The following is a 19,904-nucleotide window of genomic DNA, read 5'->3' as shown; positions in this document are numbered from 1 at the left end:
TTGGCGCCTTTCATCGTGTTTTTTCCAGATGCGTAATTAGCGCTTGCAAAACGAGTATTACGGTATACCATCAGACACATCAACGATAAAAAGCGGACCACCGCTCCCCTGCGAAGAGGATCACTTCATGATCGACGCAACCGTCTACAAGAACGTCCTGGGCTCCTTCCCGTCCGGCGTTACCGTCATCACCACCCTGGATGACGACGGCCAGATCGTCGGCCTTACCGCCAGCGCGTTTTCCTCGCTGTCGATGGACCCGCCGCTGGTGCTGTTCTGCCCTAATTACAGCTCCGACTCCTACCCTGTCCTGATCGCCAAAAAGCGCTTTGCCATTCACCTGCTCTCCGGCGAGCAGCAGGCCGAGGCTTACGCCTTCGCGAAAAAGGGCAAGGACAAGGCCGCTGGCATCGAGTGGACCTTGAGCGAGCTGGGCAATCCCCTGCTGGCCAACGCCACCGCAATCATCGAGTGCGAACTGTGGCGTGAATATGAAGGTGGCGACCACGCCATCATGGTCGGCAAGGTGCAGAACCTGATCGTGCCTGAGCAAGCGCCACAGCCGATGATCTACTGCCGCGGCAAGATGGCCAGCCTGCCTGCCTTCGCCTGAGCACTGCCTATTCTGTCTACGGATGCCAGGCGCGTCCGTTGTGATCACTGACGCCTGCCCTGCCAGGCGCGACATTCAAGCGTTGAGGAATGCCCCATGAAATTTTCGTTGTTCGTGCACATGGAACGTTGGGATGAACAGGTCAGCCACCGCCAGTTGTTCGAAGACCTCACCGAACTGACCCTGATGGCCGAGGACGGCGGTTTCAGCACCGTGTGGATCGGCGAACACCACGCCATGGAATACACCATTTCGCCCAGCCCGATGCCGCTGCTGGCCTACCTGGCCGCACGCACCGAGAAGATTCGCCTGGGCGCCGGCACCATCATCGCGCCGTTTTGGAACCCGATCCGGGTAGCCGGCGAATGCGCCCTGCTCGACGTGATCAGCAACGGGCGAATGGAAGTGGGCCTGGCGCGCGGCGCCTACCAATTCGAATTCGACCGCATGGCCAATGGCATGCCCGCCACTGAAGGCGGCAAGGCTCTGCGTGAGATGGTCCCGGCGGTCCGCGAATTGTGGAAAGGCGATTACGCCTTCGAAGGCGAGGTGTACAAATTCCCTACTTCGACCAGCGTACCCAAGCCAGTCCAAAGCGGCATGCCGCCGATGTGGATTGCCGCACGTGACCCAGACTCGCACAACTTTGCCGTGAAGAACGGCTGCAACGTGATGGTCACCCCGTTGATGAAGGGTGACGAAGAAGTGCTCGACCTGAAAAACAAATTCCAGGCCGCGCTGGACAACAACCCAGAGGTACCGCGCCCGCAACTGATGGTGCTGCGCCACACCCACGTGCACAGCGCTGCCGAGCCAGATGGCTGGAAGATAGGCGCCAAGGCGATTGCGCGCTTCTACCGCACCTTCGATGCCTGGTTCGGCAACAAGACCGTTCCGGTCAATGGCTTCCTCGAGCCGAGCCCGGAGTCGAAGTTTGCCGAAGTGCCCGCCTTCGAGCTGGACAACATTCGCAAGAACACCATGATCGGCACGCCTGAAGAAATCATTGCGCGCATCAAGTACTACCAGGAGCTCGGCGTCGACGAGTTCAGCTTCTGGTGTGACAACAGCTTGCCGCATGCCGAAAAGAAGAAGTCGCTGGAGCTGTTCATCAAGGAAGTCGTGCCGGCTTTCAACTGAATTCCCATTACCTGAATTCATTGCGGGAACAGCCCGCTCCTGCGGGCTTGATCGCCTGCGAGAGCGGGCATTTTTTTGCCGATCATCTACCCCCCCGCACCTGCATCACTGGATTGCCCGGCCTTTCGTCTTCTCGCCGGAGAAATTTCAATCAAGCTATTGCAGAACAAATATTATGGTATACCATCAGACAACAAGACCAGATACCTTTGACAGGAGCCACCCATGAGTTTCGAAATCCGCAAGATCGTCACCTACTCCGAAGAAACCCGCATCGAAGGCGGCAAGGCCACCGACAAACCGGTGACCATGGTCGGCCTGGCTGTGGTGATCAAGAACCCATGGGCGGGTCGCGGTTTCGTTGATGATCTGAAACCGGAAATCCGTGCCAATTGCTCCGACCTCGGCGCGTTGATGGTCGAGCGTCTGATTGCTGCCATCGGCGGCGCGGACAAGATCGAGGCCTACGGCAAAGCGGCGGTCGTCGGTGCTGATGGCGAGATCGAACACGCTTCGGCGGTGATCCACACCCTGCGCTTTGGCAACCATTACCGCGAAGCGGTGCAAGCCAAGAGCTACCTGAGCTTCACCAACAAGCGTGGCGGCCCAGGCACCTCGATCCAGATCCCGATGATGCAGAAGGATGACGAAGGCCTGCGTTCGCACTACATCACCCTGGAAATGCAGATCGAAGATGCACCACGTGCCGACGAGATCGTGGTGGTACTGGGCGCCGCTGACGGCGGCCGCCTGCACCCGCGCATCGGCAACCGCTACATCGACCTCGAAGAACTGGCAGCCGAAAAAGCTCAATAACAATTAGATCAACGGGCCGGGGCGTGCGCACAGCGCCACGCCTCACGCTCAAGGAGCGCCCTCGATGATTCAGCCTGTTGCTGAACGCACACCCGCCGGCACCAGCTACCTGGTGACTGGCCAAGGCCAGCCTGTGGTACTGATCCACGGCGTCGGCCTGAACAAGGAAATGTGGGGCGGCCAGATCGTCGGCCTCGCCACTGACTACAAGGTCATAGCCTACGACATGCTCGGCCACGGCCAGAGCCAGTTGCCTGCCGCCGATACCCCACTTGAGGGTTACGCCGCGCAACTGGCCGAGCTGCTCGACCATCTGCAGATCGCCCAGGCCACGGTTATCGGCTTCTCGATGGGCGGCTTGGTGGCACGGGCCTTTGCCCTGAATTATCCGCAGCGGTTGACGGCCCTGGTGGTGCTCAACAGCGTGTTCAACCGCTCGCCCGAGCAGAGCGCCGGGGTCATCGCCCGCGCGGCACAAGCGGCCGAACTGGGCCCGGACGCCAACGTCGACGCCGCCCTGGAGCGCTGGTTCAGCCGCGAGTACAAGGCCGCCAACCCGGCTCAGGTCGCCGCGATCAAGCAGATCCTGGCCAGCAATGACCCGCAGGGCTACCACACTACCTATTCGCTGTTCGCCACCCAGGACATGTACCGCGAAAGCGATCTGGGCAGCATTCAGGCACCAACCCTGATCGCCACCGGCGAGCTCGACTCCGGCTCCACTCCGGCCATGACCCGCCAGCTCGCCGCACGCATCCCCGGCGCACATTGCGTGGTCCTCGCCGAACAACGGCATATGATGGCAGTAGAAGCGCCGCGTGAAGTCAATAAGATGCTGCTGGACTTCCTCAGTCAAGCGCGCACCCTCACCGAATCCGCCAAGGGGATAGTTGCATGACCCTCGTTCGTTTCCAGATGTGCATCGATGGCCAATGGTGCGATGCCCAGAACGGCAAGACTTTCGACAGCCTCGACCCGGCCACCGCGCAGGTCTGGGCGCAACTGCCCGACGCCGACGAAGCTGATGTCGAGCAGGCCGTGCAGTCGGCCCAGCGCGCCTTCGACAGCAAGGCCTGGCGCGGCCTCACCGCGACTGCGCGGGGCAAACTGCTGCGCCGGCTTGGCGACCTGATTGCCGAGAATAAAGAACACCTGGCCCAGCTGGAAAGCCGCGACAACGGCAAGCTGATCCGCGAAACCCGCGGCCAGGTCGGTTACCTGCCAGAGTTTTTCCATTACACCGCGGGCCTGGCCGACAAGCTCGAAGGCGGCACCCTGCCGCTGGACAAGCCTGATCTGTTCGCCTACACCGTGCATGAGCCGATGGGCGTAGTGGCCGGCATCATCCCGTGGAACAGCCCGCTGTACCTGACCGCAATCAAGCTGGCACCGGCGCTGGCCGCGGGTAACACTATCGTCCTCAAGCCGTCCGAGCACGCTTCGGCGACCATTCTCGAGCTGGCCCGCCTGGCCCTTGAGGCTGGTTTCCCACCTGGCGTGGTCAACGTAGTCACCGGTTACGGCCCAAGCACTGGCGCTGCCCTCACCCGTCATCCGCTGATCCGCAAGATCGCCTTCACCGGCGGCGCTGCGACTGCCCGCCATGTAGTGCGCAGTAGCGCCGAGAACTTCGCCAAACTGTCGCTGGAACTGGGTGGCAAATCGCCCAACATCATCTTCGCCGACGCCGACCTGGACAGCGCCATCAATGGTGCAGTGGCCGGTATCTATGCGGCCTCTGGGCAGAGCTGCGTGGCCGGCTCGCGGCTGCTGGTGCAGGACGAAATCTACGACGAGTTCGTTGCACGGCTGGTCGAGCGGGCCAAACGCATCCGCATCGGTAACCCGCAGGACGAGCAGAGCGAAATGGGCCCGATGGCCACAGCACAGCAGCTGGCAGTGGTCGAAGGCCTGGTCGCCGCAGCCTGCGCCGAGGGGGCCAAACTGCGCATGGGTGGCAAGCGTGCCGAGGTCGAGGGCGATGGCTGGTTCTACGAGCCGACCCTGTTCGAGTGCGACAGCAACTCGCTGAAGATCATGCAGGAAGAAGTATTCGGCCCGGTCGCGGCGGTCATTCGTTTCAAGACCGAAGAAGAGGCCCTGGCGATCGCCAACGACTCGCAGTTCGGCCTGGCGGCAGGTATCTGGACCCGCGACCTGGGCCGCGCCCACCGGCTGGCCCGTGACGTGCGCTCGGGGATCATCTGGGTGAACACCTACCGTGCAGTCTCGGCCATGGCGCCGATCGGCGGCTTCAAGAACAGCGGCTACGGCCGTGAAAGTGGCATCGATTCGGTGCTGGCCTATACCGAGCTGAAGACCGTGTGGATCAACCTGTCCACCGCGCCCATGCCCGACCCCTTCGTGATGCGCTAAGGAGCACTGCCAAGATGATCGAACCTGGCATCTACAAAGACGTGATGGGCTCGTTTCCCTCGGGCGTCACGGTCGTTACCACGTTGGACGCCGACGGCGGCATCGTCGGCATCACTGCCAGCGCCTTCAGTGCGCTGTCGATCGAGCCGGCGCTGGTGCTGTTCTGCCCCAACTACGCCTCGGACACCTACCCGATCCTGCGAGACAGCAAGCAGTTTGCCATTCACCTGCTGTCGGCCGGGCAGACCGCCGAAGCCTATGCCTTTGCCGGCAAGGGCAAAGACAAGGCCAAGGGCATCGAGTGGCAGCTCAGCGAGCTGGGCAACCCGCTGTTGACCAAGGCCACCGCGATCATCGAGTGCGAGTTGTGGCGCGAATACGACGGCGGCGATCACGCGATCATCGTCGGTGCGGTGAAAAACCTGGTGCTGCCGGCCGAGCCGGTGACGCCGATGGTCTACCATCGTGGCAAGCTCGGCGCCCTGCCATCGCTGGGCTGACCTGAGTGCCACCGCGCTGCCTGGCGCAGCGCTGACTTTTTGGGGGCCGCGGCGAACCTCATCCTTGTTCGCGGCCCCTGTTTTATTGCGGAGCACTGCCATGAGCAACGACAAGTATCAAAAGGGCCTGGAGATCCGCACACAAGTGTTGGGCGAAGAGTACGTCAACCGCTCTCTGCAGAACGCCGATGAGTTCACCAAGCCGCTGCAGGACCTGGTCACCGAGTACTGCTGGGGGCATGTCTGGGGCCGTGATGGTTTGTCGCTCAAAGAGCGCAGCATGATAAACTTGGCAATGATTTCCGCGCTCAATCGGCCCCATGAGCTTAAGCTGCACATCCGCGGCGCCTTGCGTAATGGCCTGAGCCGTGAACAGATTCGCGAGATCCTGCTCCAGGTCGGCATTTATTGCGGCGTGCCGGCGGCGGTAGACAGCTTCCGGCTGGCCCGCGAGGCATTTGCCGAAGCCGACGCGGAGTCAACCCGTTAACAGCGGGCTGTTCGAACCACTGCAAGGAGCGCCCCGGTTCGTGGTGCTTCGCGAGGTTGGCGCAACAGCCTCATAAAGAGCGCACCTGATGAAACGCCAGCCACTCGACGACAGCTTCAAGGTCAACCGCAACCCCGTTACCCTGCGCGAGATCGTGCTCGACAAGCTGCGCAACGCGATCATGAACTTTCACCTGTTACCCGGTGACCGCCTGGTCGAACGCGACTTGTGCGACCGCCTCGGCGTCAGCCGTACTTCGGTCCGCGAAGCGCTACGCCACCTCGAATCCGAAGGCCTGGTCGAATTTGCCGACGCCAAGGGCCCGCGGGTCGCGATCATCACCCTGGAAGATGCCCGTGACATCTACGAGCTGCGCTGTGTACTCGAGGGCCTGATCGTCCAGCTGTTCACCCTCAACGCCAAGGCCAAGGACATCCGCGCCCTCGAGCGCGCGCTCGAAGTCAACCGCGAAGCGCTTGAAGATGGCGAGTTGCAACAGGTGATCGACTCGGTGCAAGGCTTCTACGACGTGCTCCTGGAAGGCTCCGGCAACCATGTCGCGGCAACCCAGTTGCGTCAGTTGCAGGCACGCATCAGCTACCTGCGAGCGACCTCCGTGTCGCAACAGAACCGCCGTGGCGCCAGCAACAAGGAAATGGAAAAGATCGTTGCGGCGATCAAGAGTGGCGACCCGCTGGCCGCACACCAGGCCTCGGTCGATCACGTACGCGCTGCCGCTGCAGTGGCGCTGGACTACCTGCGCCAGAAGCAGGACGACAATACCAAGGTGCGCGAGATCGTTGCGCCCCTGGCCCTGAAGGACCCTCGCATAGGCCGCTGACCATGCCCAACGCCCCGCGCTATTGCCCGTACTGCACTACCGAGCTTGCCCGGGGCGTACCTTCCGGTGATACCCATGAGCGCCTGTACTGCGGCGCTTGTGGCTACATCCATTACATCAACCCGAAAATCATCGCCGGCTGCATCATCGAGCGCGATGGCAAGTACCTGTTGTGCCAGCGCGCGATCCCCCCGCGCCCTGGCACCTGGACGCTACCGGCAGGTTTCATGGAAGCCGGCGAAACCACCGAACAGGCGGCGCTGCGTGAAGTCTGGGAAGAAACCGGCGTACAGGCCGAAATCGTCTCGCCCTACTCGATCTTCAGCGTGGCCAAAATCAGCGAGGTGTATATCGTCTTCCGCGCCATCGCCACCGCTGAAACCGGCGTGTTCGGTGCCGAGACCCTCGCCTACAAGTTTTTCGAGCCTGACCAGATCCCCTGGGACGAGATCTACTACCCGGCCATCCGACAGATTCTCGAGCGTTATATCCTGGAGCGTCAGGCGGGTGTGTACGGGATCTACATGGGCAATGACGACACCGGCAAGGTGCATTTCATTCGCTGACTGCGGTGTTGTCTAGCGACGCCCACGCGCCCTCCCGCATTGCATTTAGGCGGCGGCTGGCCCAAGCTCAGTGCTACCTGACCACCGGACCTGCCAATGCCCAGACACCGCCTGTACCTGATCGCCGTGTTCGCTCTGATCCTGGTATCGGCCACCCTCGGCTACTGCTCGCGTGATGTCGAAATTAGCGTCCCGGCAGTCGCGCCGCACAGTTATGGCAAAGCGCTGCGCCAGGCCCACGACGGCCTGCCAGGAGCTGCGCGGGTGCTCTATCAACAGTTGCAGCGTGACGACCTGACGCCCATCCGGCGCGCAGCACTGTATGCCGAGTTGCCCAACTATCCCTCGCCAAAAGCGCTCGAGCTGGCCGGGCTTGACCTGCAACACGATGACCCGATGGTACGTCGCGCAGCCATCGAGAGTATTCGCCGCCTGTTGCCTGCCGGCCAACGCAGCCTGGCGCTTGGGCCTATGCTTGATGATGACGAGCCAAGTGTGCGCTTCGCGGCAGTAGATGCCCTGCTCGGCCTCGACGCGGACGCCATCGGCTTGTATTTCGGGCCGCTGCAACAAGCCCTCGAAGCCTACCAACGAGCCCTTCTGGCGCAACCGGAAGACAGCGCTGCGCAAGTGCATCTGGCCCGGTTGTACCTGCATGAGGATGATTACGCACATGCCGCTTTGGCCCTGCAGCGCAGTTTGCAGCTGAGCCCGCAAAACCTGGATGCCCTCGCCGTCCAGGTACGCCTGCTCGAACGCCAAGGCTTGCACGACGAGTCTCGCCAGGTTTTGGCCAAAGCGCTGGCGCTGCAGCCAGACTCGGCCTTTCTGCAGCACGATCTCGGTCTGTGGCTCAATCGCCATCAGCAAACTGAATATGCCTTGCTGGCGTTTGCCCGCGCGGTTGAACTGGAGCCGGAAAACACTGATTACCGCTACATGCTGGCGGTCACCTTGCATCAGCTTGAGCAGGTTGAAGCCGCCCAGAAGCAGCTGCAAACCATCCTCGACCGGCAACCTGCCAATCGCAATGCGCGGCTTTTGTTGATCCAGTACTGGAAGGAGACCGGGCAACTGCAGAATGTGCAAGTGCTGCTGGCCGAGCTAGAGCGCCAGAACCCGGACGATCCGATTCTGCAACAAGGCTTGTAGCACCTGGCAACCAATAGCACTCTGTCCGAGGCTTCAGGACTGGGGTTAGAGGCGACGCGGACTGTACAAACTGTTAGCCAAGGCCTGCTCGATCGGGTGATCGCTGTAGCCGGTTATGAACAGGATCTTCTGCTGCGGTTGCAGCCGCCGCATCGCCTGCGCCACCTGGCGACCACTGGATCCGCCAGGCAGGCCAATGTCGGTGATGGAATGGTCACTGTGCCCGCAAGATTGCAGGCCTCACGGGCATTCGATGTCACTGCCCACCACGGTCACAAACTCAGTCAGCTCACGCCACTCGCCCGGCGGTTCGACGCTGGCTGTGGCGTTGATGACGGTATGCAGAAAACCCGCGACGCGTGCCTGCTCGTCTCTGATCGGCGTATAACCCAGGGCGCACCAGACATTGCCGGCCTCGGTGCTAATGCGCATGATCTGCTGGAAGTTGATCCACTGCAACGCCGGATTTGCGAGGCAAGCAGGAGACCTCTGACCCCGCTTTGCTCCGAGCTCCCACAGCGTAGCTGGTGTTTCCCCAAAGCTGAATCGACATAAGCCTACATCTGCGGTGTCGCGCCCTACGTAATCTGATCTGCCAGTTGTCCAAACGCGGACAGCACCAGAGGGAAGGATGTTGCCGATGTCAAAACTCATGCACACAGGGCGTAGTTTGCTGGAGCTGCTGTTAGTCTCGGCGGTCGGGCTGATACCGATCGTTTCCGGGCTGACCGTGATGTACTACCAGCTGGAGCGCAAGTTAGACGAAAACGCGCGCATATCGGCCCATGAGGCTTTGTTCGCGATCGATCGACGCTTGGACAGTCTGTTGCTCACGGCCAGTACCGCCAGCCAGTTCAGCGGCCAGGCGTGTGACAACGTGATCGAACAACTGCGAGCGATGACCGCCAGCGACCCGCGAATCCACTCACTGGAGCTGACCAAAGATGATCTGGCGTACTGCAGCACCTTGCCAACGATCATTCCGCATCACATCGACATCACCGCCGGACGCACGGTCAGGCTGAATTTCGACTCGCCGACAACGCCCAATGGCGTGATGGTCGAATACCGGTTGAGCAACGATGGCCCAGGCATCATTGCGACGAGCTATGGCATTGAGCTGCGCAGAGAACTGCAGGGTTTTCAGGATGGGCTTGTGTTGGTACTGGAGTTCGAGGACGCTTATCTCTGGAGTCAAGGCGATAGCCGCGATCAGCAACAACCTTCACAGAGCGAATTCTTCCGCAGTACGCCGTCGACTCGGCATGACTATCGGGTGAACGTGGGCTATCCAGCGGGGTACACGCTGTCAGAGGCGCGTATGCTGATGGTTCAGGTCTTGCCCTCGCTGACGCTGGTAGGTCTGCTGACTGCCGCCATTACCTACTGGGGCATACTCCGCGCTCGGCGCAAGCGAGAGCGCACCACTGCCTGACCCACAAGCAGGGTGCGCCAGCCGTCATTGCACGTCGAGAACGCCGCGACGCACCTGATCCCGCTCGATCGATTCGAACAAGGCCTTGAAGTTGCCTTCACCGAAACCGTCATCACCCTTGCGCTGGATGAATTCAAAGAACACTGGTCCCAACAAGGTCTCCGAGAAGATCTGCAGAAGCAGGCGCTTGTCACCTGATTCAGCCGCGCCGTCGAGGAGAATGCCGCGCGGGTGCAGCTGGTCCACCGGCTCGCCGTGGCCTGGCAGCCGCTCTTCAAGCATCTCGTAGTAGGTCTGTGGTGGCGGGGTCATGAAGCGCATGCCCAGAGCTTTGAGCGCGTCCCAGGTCTTGAGCAGATCATCGGTAAGGAAGGCGACATGCTGGATGCCCTCGCCATTGAACTGCATCAGGAACTCTTCGATCTGGCCGGCGCCCTTGGACGACTCTTCATTCAGCGGAATACGGATCATGCCATCCGGCGCAGTCATGGCCTTGGAGGTGAGGCCGGTATATTCACCCTTGATGTCGAAATAGCGAATTTCGCGGAAGTTGAACAGCTTCTCGTAGAAGTTGGCCCAATACGACATGCGCCCACGGTAGACGTTGTGGGTCAGATGGTCGATGATCTTCAGCCCCGCACCGACCGGATTGCGCTCGACGCCTTCGATGAACTTGAAGTCGATGTCGTAGATCGAGCTGCCTTCTTCGTGACGGTCGATCAGGTACAGCGGCGCACCACCAATGCCCTTGATGGCGGGCAGTCGCAGCTCCATCGGGCCGGTTTCGATCTCCACCGGCTGCGCGCCCAGCTCGAGTGCACGCGCATAGGCTTCATGGGCGTTGCGCACCTTGAAGGCCATGCCACACACCGACGGACCATGCTCGGCAGCAAAGTACGAGGCAATGCTTTTGGGCTCGTTGTTGAGGATCAGGTTGATGTCGCCCTGGCGGTACAGGTGGACATCTTTGGAGCGGTGCGAAGCGACCTTGGTGAAACCCAGTATCTGAAATACAGGTTCCAGCACGCCCGGCGTCGGCGATGCCAGTTCAATGAACTCAAAGCCCATCAGGCCCATCGGGTTTTCGAAGATATCAGCCATGTTCGTGTCCTCATCTACTGCGTAATAACGATTATTCAGTTGCGTTCGATGGCGGACAGCCGGGGTGGCGAGCAGGGGATGCCACGCACGCTGCGGGCGAGGAAAGTACCAATGATCAATTTGAACCCATGGTGTGGCATAGGGGCACATTCTCGGCGGCTTGGCCCTCAGCATGAGAGGACTTTATTGTTTTATTCGTAATTGGATTCTATAGGGCGTAAATGGGTTTGTCGCGCTTTTAGTTGTCCGCTCAGCCCGACCAGCGGCTATCCTAGGCAGGTCATCGTCACATTCAGGTCCACATGCCCCTTTCAAACAAACATCCCGGCCGCCGCCGTTGGCATGCCCTGCTCCCGTGGCTGGTGGGCCTTCTGCCTGTATTGTGCGGGGCTGGTGTAATGGCTTGGCAAAGCCAGCGTGACATGTATCAGGCCAGCGAGAAAACCAGCCGTCTGGTCGTTGCCCATGTCGAGCACATTCTTGACAGCCTGGCAACGGCAGCCCAGGCCCTGCTGCCACTGGCAGGGCAGCCGTGCGCGCAGCTTGCGGTCGCGCTGCGCAGTGAGGTCACGCGCAATCCTTTTGTGCGCTCAGCCAATCTGGTCAGCGACAGCATCCTCTACTGTACGTCATTGTTTGGCGAGCATCAGGAGGCTGTCAGCCCCATTCATTACACTGACGACCGTCTGTGGCTGATGGATGGCAACTCTGTCACACCAGGGCATGCCTTGCTGGTCTATCGTGCAGGCAACGCACAACGCGCGGCGCTCACCATTGTCGACAGTGACCATCTGCTCACTGCCTTGCGGCTCATTGGCAGCGGTCAGCAACTGTACCTGCGCGTCGGCGGCAATTGGATGGGCCAAGATGGCATAGTTCATCAAGGCACTCCGCCTGCATCGCCCAGCGCCGCAGTAGAGCAGGCCTCGACGCGTTATCCGTTCAGTGTCCATGGCGGTTTTGCCGCAGGCGAGCAGGTCGAACTGATCAGTCAGCAGTACCCTGCGGTGATGGCCCTGTTACTGCTGCTGGGCGTCGCGGCCGCAGGTGTCTGCCGCTGGCAACTGCGCCGTGCATCGTCCCCACGCGCGGAGCTGGATCGGGCGCTACAGGCCAACGAATTCGTACCATACTTCCAACCTGTAGTACGCAAGGGTGATTACCACTGGGCCGGGGCCGAGGTGTTGATGCGCTGGAACCATCCGCGCGAAGGTCTGGTGCGCCCTGACCTGTTCATCCCCTATGCAGAACACAGCGGGCAGATCGTCGCGATGACCCGCGCCCTCATGCTGCACACCGCTCAAAGCCTCGCGCCCTACGCGGCCCTGTTGGAAGACGGCTTTCATATCGGCATCAACATCACTGCCGACCACTGCCAGGATCTGAGCTTGCTGGAAGATTGCCGGACGTTCCTGCAGCACTTTCCTCCTGGGCGAGTTGCCTTGACTCTGGAGCTCACCGAACGCAAGTTGCTTGAGGCCACCCCGGTTGCGCTCGAGCTGTTTGCCAAACTGCATGACATGGGCGTGATGATCGCCCTCGACGACTTTGGCACCGGCCAGTCAAGCCTTAATTACCTGCGTCAGTTCAAGGTCGATTACCTCAAGATCGATCAGAGCTTTGTCGCCATGATCGGCGGTGACGCGCTGTCGCAGCACATCCTCGAGAGCATCATCGAACTGTCGGCCAAGCTGGGCCTGGGCATTGTCGCCGAAGGTGTCGAAACAGCCACGCAGCGCGATTATCTGCAAGGTCACGGCGTGGACTTTCAGCAAGGTTACCTGTTTGCCCGGCCGATGCCGCTGGAGGACTTTCTCCAGGCGTTGGCGGCTCGTCCGCAGTTGCCCAAGGAGGTTCGCCCTGAGATCATGCGCAGCTGACCAAACCGTTCATTCACTGTAATTGAGGCATTCGTGTCAAAAGGAATTGTTACATCGGTCACGGCGTCCTGCTTGTTCGCCGTGATGTACTTCTACAGCTCGCTGCTGGCGCCGCTCGACGGCGAAGAGATTTTTGGCTGGCGGACCCTGCTGACCCTGCCCTGCCTGACCTTTTTCATGCTGCTGAGCAAGGACTGGCAGCGTGTCGCCGAGCTGTTTGCCCGGGTGCGCCGCAGCCCGGCGCTGCTACTGGGCATGCTCGGCACTTCCTGGTTGATGGGTGTGCAGCTGTGGCTGTTCCTCTGGGCACCGTTGCACGGGCGCAGCCTAGAGGTGTCGATGGGCTATTTCCTGTTGCCGCTGGCGATGGTCATGACCGGGCGGCTGGTCTACGGCGAACGGCTTTCACGCCTGCAAAAAGTGGCAGTGGCGTGCGCAGCGCTGGGGGTAGGCCACGAGCTGTACCAGCATGGCAGCTTCGCCTGGGAAACCCTGGTGGTGATGATCGGCTACCCGATCTACTTCGTGCTGCGCAGGCGCTGCCGCACCGATCACCTGGGCGGTCTGTGGTGCGACATGTTCCTGCTGTTGCCGTGGGCGCTGTACTTCGTGTTCCACGGCCCACTGTCGGCCGCCGACCTGCGTGCACACCCCGGGCTTTACGGCTTGATTCCGCTGCTCGGGGCAATCAGCGCCGGTGCACTGATTGCCTATGTACTCGCCAGTCGGCTGTTGCCGTTCGGCCTGTTTGGCCTGCTCAGCTATGTCGAACCGGTGCTGCTGGTCGGCGTCGCCCTGCTGCTGGGCGAAACCATTGGTCGTGACCAGTGGTTGACTTACCTGCCTATCTGGGCGGCAGTACTGGTGCTGGTGCTCGAGGGCATCAAGCACCTGCTCCGTCAACGCCGCCGCTCTGTGTAAGGCGCACCTGGCGCACGCGCCGCTCCTCCACCGCAATCACGGTCATGGTCCAGCCGTTCCAGGCCAGACAATCACCGACCCGCGGCAAGCGGTCCAGCAAGCTCATCACCAGGCCCGCGAGGGTCTGGTAGTCCTCGGTAGCGCGGGCACTGAAGCCGGTCCGCGCCTGCACCTGGCTAAGGTTCAAGGCACCGCTGACCACAAAGCCGTCAGCCTCCTCGACAATGGCCGGGCCTTCGACCTCACTGGCGTCTGGCAACTCACCGGCAATCGACTCAAGAATATCGGTCATGGTCAGCAAACCGGTGAAGTCACCGAATTCGTTGACCACAAAGGCGATATGGGTCGACTGGCCGCGCATCTGTTCCAGCGCATTGAGGATGCTGAAGCTCTCCAGCAGATTCAGGGGCGCCCGCACCATCGCCTCAAGGTCAGGTCTGTTGCCCTCGAGGTACTCCTTGAGCAGCTCCTTCTTGTGCACGAAACCAAGCGGCTCCTCGATACGCCCGTTACGAATCAGCGGTAGGCGCGAGTATGGCGAGTTGGCCAAGGCCAAGGTTATGCTCTCGGCAGGCAGTGCCAGGTCCAGCGCATCGACTTCGGTACGCACCGTCATCACCGTGCGGATCGGCCGTTCGGCAAGGTTCAGCACACCGCTGATCATGACCCGCTCGCGGCGATCGAACAGCACCTGCTCCTGACCACCCTCAACCAGATCGGCAATCTCTTCACCAACTTCGTCCGCTTCTACCCGGCGACCGCCCATCAGGCGCAATACCGCATGCGCAGTGCGCTCACGCAGTGGGCGATGCTGTTGCAGGCTGCGCTTGCGACGAGCCCGGGCGAGCTGGTTGAACAGCTCGATCAGGATCGAGAAACCAATCGCCGCGTACAGGTAGCCTTTCGGGATATGGAAGCCCAGGCCCTCTGCGGTCAGGCTGAAGCCGATCATCATCAAGAAGCCCAGACACAGCATGATCACGGTCGGATGGGCGTTGACGAAGCGGGTCAGCGGCTTGCTGGCAACAATCATGATACCGATCGAGAAGATCACCGCGATCATCATGATCGACAGGTGTTCGACCATACCCACTGCAGTGATCACCGCGTCCAGCGAGAACACCGCATCGAGCACCACGATCTGCGCAACGATCGGCCAGAACGCCGAATGGCGGACGCTGCCGCTGGACTGCGCAACATGCCCTTCCAGTCGTTCGTGCAGTTCCATGGTGGCCTTGAACAGCAGGAACACACCACCAAACAGCATGATCAGGTCACGGCCCGAGAACGTCTTGCCGAAGAGCTCGACCAGCGGCTCGGTCAGGGTGACCATCCACGAGATACTCGCCAGCAGGCCCAGGCGCATGATCAGCGCCAGGCTCAAGCCGATCACCCGCGCGCGGTCGCGCTGATGCGGGGGCAGCTTGTCAGCCAGGATGGCGATGAACACCAGGTTGTCGATACCCAGCACCAGCTCGAGGACGATAAGCGTCAACAGGCCTAGCCAGGCCGTGGGGTCGGCAAGCCATTCCATTAGCGGGTACTCACAAGAGATGTGTTACGGGAGGGGGTGCAAGATGGCCGAGACGACCAGGAACTGGGGGGCTCCGAGAAGGTGTTCATAGATACCTGAATGGGAAATTGGGATGGAGATCCTACAATTACAGTCGTATTTTCTGACAGCGGGAAACTATTACAAAACCTGTAACAGGTGTTTCCGAGGCAAACCGCAGGGGACTTTGGTTCAATACGTAGGCCGGGTGGGCGCGCACCATCAGCGCACCTCAACTCTGGAATCCTGCTCATGAGCCTGTCCTTGTCCATGGCTGCCTTTGCCCTGGCAGCCTCGATTTCACCCGGCCCCGTCAATATCGTAGCCCTGGCCAGCGGCGCCCGCCACGGCCTGCGGGCGAGCCTTGGCCATGTCGCAGGTGCGACGCTGGGTTTCTGTTTGCTACTGCTGCTGTGCGGTTTGGGTGTGCACCAGCTGTTGCTGCGCTGGCCAGCGCTGGGCCAGTTGCTGTTGTGGGGCGGTGTGTTGTTCCTGCTGTACATGGCTTGGCAACTGGCCCGCGACAACGGTGAACTAGCGGCTGAACAACAGCTGCAGGCACCCTCAGCCTGGCAAGGCGCGGCCATGCAGTGGCTGAGCCCGAAGGCGTGGCTGGCGGCTGTTGCCGGCGTGGGCGCCTATACCGGCGGAGATCAGCCACTGCTGTGGCTGTTCAGCGCAATTTACGCGCCGATCTGCTTTGTCTCGATCGCCAGCTGGGCGTGGGCCGGCAGTGTGATCAGCCACTACCTGGACAAGCCGAAGCGCTTGCGCTTGTTCAATCGCCTGCTGGCGGCATTACTCGTGGCCAGCGCTGTGGTGCTGCTGCGCGCCTGAGGCGTTACGGTAGTGCCCGGGGGTTGCCGCCAGGTGCCGCTTGAACGCGCGCTGCAAATGCGCCTGATCAGCAAAGCCTGCGTCCACCGCCACCTCGGCGATGGGCCAGCCCAGGCGCAGTTGGCTGCGCGCATATTGCACGCGCTGGTCCAGCAGATAACCATGCGGGGTCAACCCAAAGCGCTGGCGGAAGGCGCGAATCAGGTAGGCCCGCGACAATCCGGCAGCGGCGCAGATATCGGCGAGGGTCAACGGGTCCTGCCGGTGCGTGCGGATGAACGCTGCGCCAGCGTCCAATTGCGCATGCTCATCATTGGGCGTCGCTACCTCAGGTTGCAGATAGCCGGGCAAGTCCCGAAAAAAAGCTGCCAGCAAGGCTTCGCGCTCGGCCGTCGCTTCATCGAACAAGTCCGCGAACAACTGTAGTACCCGGCTGTACAGCGCTGTGGAATGGCTCAGGGTTGCCTCTGGCAACAGCACGCCTTGCGCACTCAGCCACGGCATATCGACAAACAGCATCAGGTACGACCACGGCTCGCCAGCAACTGGGTTGCAACTGTGCACCACGCTCGGTTTGATCAACACCGTGCTGCCCGCAGTCACCTCATGACTGACCGCTCCGGTCATGTAGCTGCTGCGCCCACCCGTAATCACTCCAAGCGAGAAGCTCTCATGGGAGTGTGCCGCGTAACACACCTGGCGGCCGTCACCCACGCGGCGCGCTTCAACAAAAGGCAATGCCGGATCGCGCCAGAACCGTGAGACCTCGATCATCGCCCCGCCCCCTTACTCGCCGCCCTGCACGACCACCAGCAACTGCGCCTGCTGCGGGCCAATCGAGCGCAGCCGGTGGGGAGTCTGGGCGTTGAAATGCAAGGCATCGCCCTGCCCCAGGAGCACACGCTCGGTCATGAAATCGACCTCAACCTGGCCACTATGGACGAACAGAAACTCCTCGCCCTGGTGCTCTTTGAAGGTCGGATCGCTGAACTCGGTGGGCGGCTGGATCAGAAACGGCAGCAGGCTGCGCTGGCCGACCTGCGAGGTCAGCACGGCATAGCCGGGACCCTCGCCGCTGCCGACCAAGGACTGCCGTTCACCCTGGCGGACCAGGCTGTAGCGCGCCTGATCGCTGGCGTCTTCGGAGAACAGCTCCTCGACGTTGACGTTCAACGCCCGCGCCAATTTCAGCGCGCTGGCGATCGACGGTGTGTTCAGCCCGCGCTCGACTTTGGACAGGTAGCTTTTGGTCATCCCGGCCTTGTCAGCCAGTACCTCAAGCGTGATACCGAGTTTTTTTCTCAGCAATTTCAATCGGATAGACATGAATTTCGGTATTCCCAAGAAACGCTGTTGCTTATGACACTTTGTGTCATATAGGATATCTCGTGTCATTGATTGCGTCATCGAGCTCGGACCACACCACACAGCCGAGCACAGACCGCTGACCTTCATCATTCGCCACAGAGGATAGTCGCCCATGGCCACAACCCTGTCACACAGCAAAGAGCAACTGGTGCGCCAGGCGCTGACCCAGATGCAAAGTTCGCTCGCCGATAATACGTGGACCGTGCGCGAAAAGCTGGCACTGACCTGCCGAATTCTGTTCGACCACGGCCATGACTCCGGCCTGGCTGGGCAAATCAGCGCCCGCGGGCCACAACCCGGTACCTTCTACACCCAGCAATTGGGCTTGGGTTTCGACGAGATCAGTGCGAGCAACCTGCTGCTGGTCAACGAGGACCTGGAAGTGCTCGAAGGACAGGGCATGCCCAACCCGGCCAACCGTTTTCACAGCTGGGTCTATCGCGCCCGTCCAGACGTCAACTGCATCATTCACACGCATCCGACTCACGTCGCAGCGCTGTCGATGCTTGAAGTGCCGCTGCAGGTCTCGCACATGGACCTGTGCCCGCTTTACGAAGACTGCGCCTTTCTCGAAGGCTGGCCAGGTGTCCCGGTGGGCAACGAAGAAGGCGAACTGATCAGCAACGCGCTGGGCGACAAGCGCGCCATTCTGCTCTCGCACCACGGCCAGCTGTCGACCGGTGCCAGCGTCGAGCAAGCCTGCGTCTACGCCCAATTGATCGAACGCGCCGCCCGTCTGCAATTGCTGGCGATGGCTGCCGGCACCATCAAACCGATCACTCCCGCGTTGGGCCGCGAGGCACACGACTGGATCGACCGGCCCAAACGCCACACTGCTGCCTTCAACTATTACGCCCGCCAGTGCCTGCGTAAGCATGAAGACTGCCTGAACTGATCAACCCTGCCTTGTTTGCGGAGCCTTGCACCATGACTACACAATTCCACGGCATCATCGGCTACACCGTTACCCCGTTCAGCCATGCCGGCGAACAGCTTGACCTGCCCGCACTCGGCCAGTGCATCGAGCGTTTGATCGACAGTGGCGTACACGTGATCGCGCCGCTGGGCAGCACCGGTGAAGGCGCCTACCTGAGCGACAGTGAATGGCAACAGGTCGCCGAGTACAGCCTGGCCAGCATTGCCAAGCGCGTGCCGAGCATCGTCAGCGTCTCTGACCTGACCACTACCGGGGCGATCCGCCGTGCCCGTTTTGCCCAGGCACATGGCGCCGATGCGCTGATGGTGTTGCCGACCGCGTACTGGAAGCTCAGCGAGCGCGAGATTGTTCAGCACTACCGCGCCATCGCAGCTTCGGTAGACCTGCCGATCATGCTCTACAACAACCCGGCCACCAGCGGCACCGACATGCCGGTCGAGCTGATCCTGCGCATCGTGCGCGAAATCGACAACGTCACCATGGTCAAGGAAAGCACCGGCGATATTCAGCGGATGCACAAGCTGCATGTACTCGGTGAGGGTCAGGTGCCGTTCTACAACGGCTGCAACCCGTTGGCGCTGGAAGCGTTCGCGGCGGGTGCCAAGGGCTGGTGCACGGCGGCCTGCAACCTGATCCCGGAACTCAATCTGGAGCTGTACCACGCGGTACTGGCGGGTGACCTGGAACAGGCCAAAACGCTGTTCTACCGACAGTTGCCATTGCTTGAGTTCATCCTCAAGGGCGGCTTACCGGCTACCGTCAAGGCCGGCCTGACCCTGACCGGGCTGGATGCGGGTGAACCACGCCGGCCGGTGTTCGCGCTGGATCAACAGAACATCGAAAAACTGCAGGAACTGTTGGCGCAACTGCGCTGAGCGGTTTGAGCGGGTAGCCACACCCTGCACAAGCGCCTGCCTGAACCTCAACAGAGGTCAGCCAGGCGTTGTCGATTCAGCGCACCAGCAAACAGCCAGTCATCAGCACTCTATGCCAACGATCCACTGGGTTTTCGCAGCGTTGCTCTTGTCCAGATCCGGACGACGCGCCACGGGCTGGGTGCAGCCACGTGTTTCGATGTACGGCTGTGCGACAGCTGCCGCCTCGGCGATGGTCAGCGGTTTGCCGTCATCGCGCTGGACGCTGATGAAGTATGGCTGGTTGAACGGGATGATGTAGCTGTCGAGGGTATAACGCGCGCCGTTCGCTTCAAGGTTGGCGTGGTTCTCATCGACCTTGGTCAGTCGGCTGGTGTCGAGGTGGTCATTGCCGGCGCAGCCCGCCAGCCCGGCCAACAGTGCGGCGCCGAGACACAGAGAAATCTTCTTCATTGCAGCTCCTGAGTAAATATGTGCCCGGCTGTGACCGCGTTTAACCGTTTA

General features: G+C 61.1%; 22 protein-coding genes and 1 pseudogene. 16 read left to right on the top strand and 7 right to left on the bottom strand.

Translation table 11 applies throughout. The features are described from left to right. Positions 1–127 precede the first annotated feature (127 nt). The 10 genes from AC58X1_RS01590 to AC58X1_RS01545 all read left to right on the top strand — a co-directional run bounded on the left by AC58X1_RS01590 (position 128) and on the right by AC58X1_RS01545 (position 8,494). Positions 128–613, top strand: a complete 486-nt coding sequence (locus AC58X1_RS01590; protein ID WP_101318877.1) for a flavin reductase family protein — start codon at positions 128–130, stop codon at positions 611–613. Between the two features lie 96 nt (positions 614–709). Further along, on the top strand, positions 710–1,753 hold the full coding sequence (locus AC58X1_RS01585; RefSeq protein ID WP_103437119.1) for an LLM class flavin-dependent oxidoreductase: 1,044 nt from the start codon (positions 710–712) through the stop codon (positions 1,751–1,753). A gap of 225 nt (positions 1,754–1,978) precedes the next feature. Further along, complete coding sequence (locus tag AC58X1_RS01580) at positions 1,979–2,569, top strand: amino acid synthesis family protein (protein WP_101318873.1); 591 nt, start codon at positions 1,979–1,981, stop codon at positions 2,567–2,569. Between the two features lie 64 nt (positions 2,570–2,633). Beyond that, positions 2,634–3,467: an alpha/beta fold hydrolase gene (locus AC58X1_RS01575; protein WP_101318871.1), complete on the top strand. Its 834-nt coding sequence runs from the start codon at positions 2,634–2,636 to the stop codon at positions 3,465–3,467. Further along, positions 3,464–4,945, top strand: a complete 1,482-nt coding sequence (locus AC58X1_RS01570; protein WP_101318869.1) for an aldehyde dehydrogenase — start codon at positions 3,464–3,466, stop codon at positions 4,943–4,945. Before AC58X1_RS01575 ends, AC58X1_RS01570 begins: the two co-directional genes overlap by 4 nt. 14 nt (positions 4,946–4,959) lie before the next feature. Then, complete coding sequence (locus AC58X1_RS01565; RefSeq protein WP_103437117.1) at positions 4,960–5,445, top strand: flavin reductase family protein; 486 nt, start codon at positions 4,960–4,962, stop codon at positions 5,443–5,445. Positions 5,446–5,545: 100 nt separating this feature from the next. Further along, positions 5,546–5,935 (top strand): carboxymuconolactone decarboxylase family protein, encoded by a 390-nt coding sequence (locus tag AC58X1_RS01560; RefSeq protein WP_101318865.1) that lies wholly within the window; start codon positions 5,546–5,548, stop codon positions 5,933–5,935. 88 nt (positions 5,936–6,023) lie between these two features. After that, positions 6,024–6,776: a GntR family transcriptional regulator gene (locus tag AC58X1_RS01555; protein ID WP_101318863.1), complete on the top strand. Its 753-nt coding sequence runs from the start codon at positions 6,024–6,026 to the stop codon at positions 6,774–6,776. 2 nt (positions 6,777–6,778) lie between these two features. Next, positions 6,779–7,342: an NUDIX hydrolase gene (locus tag AC58X1_RS01550; RefSeq protein ID WP_101318861.1), complete on the top strand. Its 564-nt coding sequence runs from the start codon at positions 6,779–6,781 to the stop codon at positions 7,340–7,342. Between the two features lie 96 nt (positions 7,343–7,438). Continuing rightward, positions 7,439–8,494 carry a HEAT repeat domain-containing protein gene (locus AC58X1_RS01545; protein ID WP_497428169.1) on the top strand — a complete coding sequence of 352 codons (1,056 nt, stop codon included), beginning with the start codon at positions 7,439–7,441 and terminating at the stop codon, positions 8,492–8,494. 78 nt (positions 8,495–8,572) lie between these two features. Here AC58X1_RS01545 and AC58X1_RS01540 read toward each other — a convergent pair. Next, positions 8,573–8,719: pseudogene (locus AC58X1_RS01540) on the bottom strand (response regulator); the annotation flags it as partial. 15 nt (positions 8,720–8,734) lie between these two features. Further along, a complete protein-coding gene (locus AC58X1_RS01535) occupies positions 8,735–8,926 on the bottom strand; it encodes a hypothetical protein (RefSeq protein WP_150569441.1) in 192 nt (63 codons plus the stop codon). Positions 8,927–9,134: 208 nt separating this feature from the next. Between AC58X1_RS01535 and AC58X1_RS01530 the strand changes: the two genes are divergently transcribed. Next, the gene (locus AC58X1_RS01530; protein WP_188035807.1) at positions 9,135–9,929 is read left to right on the top strand and encodes a CSS-motif domain-containing protein; all 795 of its coding nucleotides are present in this window, start codon (positions 9,135–9,137) and stop codon (positions 9,927–9,929) included. Positions 9,930–9,953: 24 nt separating this feature from the next. Here AC58X1_RS01530 and hppD read toward each other — a convergent pair whose 3' ends face one another. Beyond that, entirely contained in the window at positions 9,954–11,030 is a 1,077-nt protein-coding gene (gene hppD / locus AC58X1_RS01525; protein WP_497428168.1) for a 4-hydroxyphenylpyruvate dioxygenase, read from the bottom strand. A 302-nt stretch (positions 11,031–11,332) separates the two neighbouring features. On the opposite strand from hppD, the gene AC58X1_RS01520 reads away from it, so the two are divergent. Continuing rightward, positions 11,333–12,910, top strand: a complete 1,578-nt coding sequence (locus tag AC58X1_RS01520) for an EAL domain-containing protein (RefSeq protein ID WP_497428167.1) — start codon at positions 11,333–11,335, stop codon at positions 12,908–12,910. 33 nt (positions 12,911–12,943) lie between these two features. After that, entirely contained in the window at positions 12,944–13,831 is an 888-nt protein-coding gene (rarD, locus tag AC58X1_RS01515) for an EamA family transporter RarD (RefSeq protein WP_101318851.1), read from the top strand. Here the strand turns inward: rarD and AC58X1_RS01510 are convergent. Continuing rightward, a complete protein-coding gene (locus AC58X1_RS01510; RefSeq protein WP_101318849.1) occupies positions 13,794–15,365 on the bottom strand; it encodes a TerC family protein in 1,572 nt (523 codons plus the stop codon). The two genes, rarD and AC58X1_RS01510, sit on opposite strands and share 38 nt — an antisense overlap. Before the next feature lie 270 nt (positions 15,366–15,635). On the opposite strand from AC58X1_RS01510, the gene AC58X1_RS01505 reads away from it, so the two are divergent. Then, the gene (locus AC58X1_RS01505; protein WP_220633484.1) at positions 15,636–16,220 is read left to right on the top strand and encodes a LysE family translocator; all 585 of its coding nucleotides are present in this window, start codon (positions 15,636–15,638) and stop codon (positions 16,218–16,220) included. Here the strand turns inward: AC58X1_RS01505 and AC58X1_RS01500 are convergent. Together AC58X1_RS01500 and AC58X1_RS01495 are read right to left on the bottom strand one after the other, a co-directional pair. Further along, positions 16,182–16,994 carry an AraC family transcriptional regulator gene (locus AC58X1_RS01500; protein WP_497428166.1) on the bottom strand — a complete coding sequence of 271 codons (813 nt, stop codon included), beginning with the start codon at positions 16,992–16,994 and terminating at the stop codon, positions 16,182–16,184. The two genes, AC58X1_RS01505 and AC58X1_RS01500, sit on opposite strands and share 39 nt — an antisense overlap. Before the next feature lie 12 nt (positions 16,995–17,006). Continuing rightward, positions 17,007–17,546, bottom strand: a complete 540-nt coding sequence (locus AC58X1_RS01495) for a helix-turn-helix domain-containing protein (protein ID WP_150569446.1) — start codon at positions 17,544–17,546, stop codon at positions 17,007–17,009. A 154-nt stretch (positions 17,547–17,700) separates the two neighbouring features. Here AC58X1_RS01495 and AC58X1_RS01490 point away from each other — a divergent pair, with 154 nt between their 5' ends. Together AC58X1_RS01490 and AC58X1_RS01485 are read left to right on the top strand one after the other, a co-directional pair. Further along, positions 17,701–18,483: an aldolase gene (locus AC58X1_RS01490; RefSeq protein ID WP_150569447.1), complete on the top strand. Its 783-nt coding sequence runs from the start codon at positions 17,701–17,703 to the stop codon at positions 18,481–18,483. A 32-nt stretch (positions 18,484–18,515) separates the two neighbouring features. Then, positions 18,516–19,400: a dihydrodipicolinate synthase family protein gene (locus tag AC58X1_RS01485; RefSeq protein WP_150569448.1), complete on the top strand. Its 885-nt coding sequence runs from the start codon at positions 18,516–18,518 to the stop codon at positions 19,398–19,400. A gap of 102 nt (positions 19,401–19,502) precedes the next feature. Here the strand turns inward: AC58X1_RS01485 and AC58X1_RS01480 are convergent, their stop codons facing one another. After that, positions 19,503–19,853: a hypothetical protein gene (locus tag AC58X1_RS01480; protein WP_150569449.1), complete on the bottom strand. Its 351-nt coding sequence runs from the start codon at positions 19,851–19,853 to the stop codon at positions 19,503–19,505. Positions 19,854–19,904 lie beyond the last annotated feature (51 nt).

This window comes from Pseudomonas sp. PGPR N4 (assembly GCF_059693665.1).
The sequence above is the reverse complement of the archived record's forward strand: the minus strand, read 5'-3'. Positions and strand labels throughout refer to the sequence as shown.

Bases quoted from the DNA above. Each gene is read 5' to 3' on its own strand.
- AC58X1_RS01510 (WP_101318849.1), bottom strand. From the start codon at position 15,365: ATGGAATGGCTTGCCGACCCCACGGCCTGGCTAGGCCTGTTGACGCTT.
- AC58X1_RS01535 (WP_150569441.1), bottom strand. From the start codon at position 8,926: ATGCGCATTAGCACCGAGGCCGGCAATGTCTGGTGCGCCCTGGGTTAT.
- AC58X1_RS01565 (WP_103437117.1), top strand. From the start codon at position 4,960: ATGATCGAACCTGGCATCTACAAAGACGTGATGGGCTCGTTTCCCTCG.
- AC58X1_RS01480 (WP_150569449.1), bottom strand. From the start codon at position 19,853: ATGAAGAAGATTTCTCTGTGTCTCGGCGCCGCACTGTTGGCCGGGCTG.
- AC58X1_RS01505 (WP_220633484.1), top strand. From the start codon at position 15,636: ATGAGCCTGTCCTTGTCCATGGCTGCCTTTGCCCTGGCAGCCTCGATT.
- AC58X1_RS01500 (WP_497428166.1), bottom strand. From the start codon at position 16,994: ATGATCGAGGTCTCACGGTTCTGGCGCGATCCGGCATTGCCTTTTGTT.
- AC58X1_RS01550 (WP_101318861.1), top strand. From the start codon at position 6,779: ATGCCCAACGCCCCGCGCTATTGCCCGTACTGCACTACCGAGCTTGCC.
- AC58X1_RS01555 (WP_101318863.1), top strand. From the start codon at position 6,024: ATGAAACGCCAGCCACTCGACGACAGCTTCAAGGTCAACCGCAACCCC.
- AC58X1_RS01520 (WP_497428167.1), top strand. From the start codon at position 11,333: ATGCCCCTTTCAAACAAACATCCCGGCCGCCGCCGTTGGCATGCCCTG.
- AC58X1_RS01585 (WP_103437119.1), top strand. From the start codon at position 710: ATGAAATTTTCGTTGTTCGTGCACATGGAACGTTGGGATGAACAGGTC.
- AC58X1_RS01485 (WP_150569448.1), top strand. From the start codon at position 18,516: ATGACTACACAATTCCACGGCATCATCGGCTACACCGTTACCCCGTTC.
- AC58X1_RS01560 (WP_101318865.1), top strand. From the start codon at position 5,546: ATGAGCAACGACAAGTATCAAAAGGGCCTGGAGATCCGCACACAAGTG.
- AC58X1_RS01590 (WP_101318877.1), top strand. From the start codon at position 128: ATGATCGACGCAACCGTCTACAAGAACGTCCTGGGCTCCTTCCCGTCC.
- AC58X1_RS01545 (WP_497428169.1), top strand. From the start codon at position 7,439: ATGCCCAGACACCGCCTGTACCTGATCGCCGTGTTCGCTCTGATCCTG.
- AC58X1_RS01580 (WP_101318873.1), top strand. From the start codon at position 1,979: ATGAGTTTCGAAATCCGCAAGATCGTCACCTACTCCGAAGAAACCCGC.
- AC58X1_RS01570 (WP_101318869.1), top strand. From the start codon at position 3,464: ATGACCCTCGTTCGTTTCCAGATGTGCATCGATGGCCAATGGTGCGAT.
- AC58X1_RS01495 (WP_150569446.1), bottom strand. From the start codon at position 17,546: ATGTCTATCCGATTGAAATTGCTGAGAAAAAAACTCGGTATCACGCTT.
- AC58X1_RS01530 (WP_188035807.1), top strand. From the start codon at position 9,135: ATGTCAAAACTCATGCACACAGGGCGTAGTTTGCTGGAGCTGCTGTTA.
- AC58X1_RS01490 (WP_150569447.1), top strand. From the start codon at position 17,701: ATGGCCACAACCCTGTCACACAGCAAAGAGCAACTGGTGCGCCAGGCG.
- hppD (WP_497428168.1), bottom strand. From the start codon at position 11,030: ATGGCTGATATCTTCGAAAACCCGATGGGCCTGATGGGCTTTGAGTTC.
- AC58X1_RS01575 (WP_101318871.1), top strand. From the start codon at position 2,634: ATGATTCAGCCTGTTGCTGAACGCACACCCGCCGGCACCAGCTACCTG.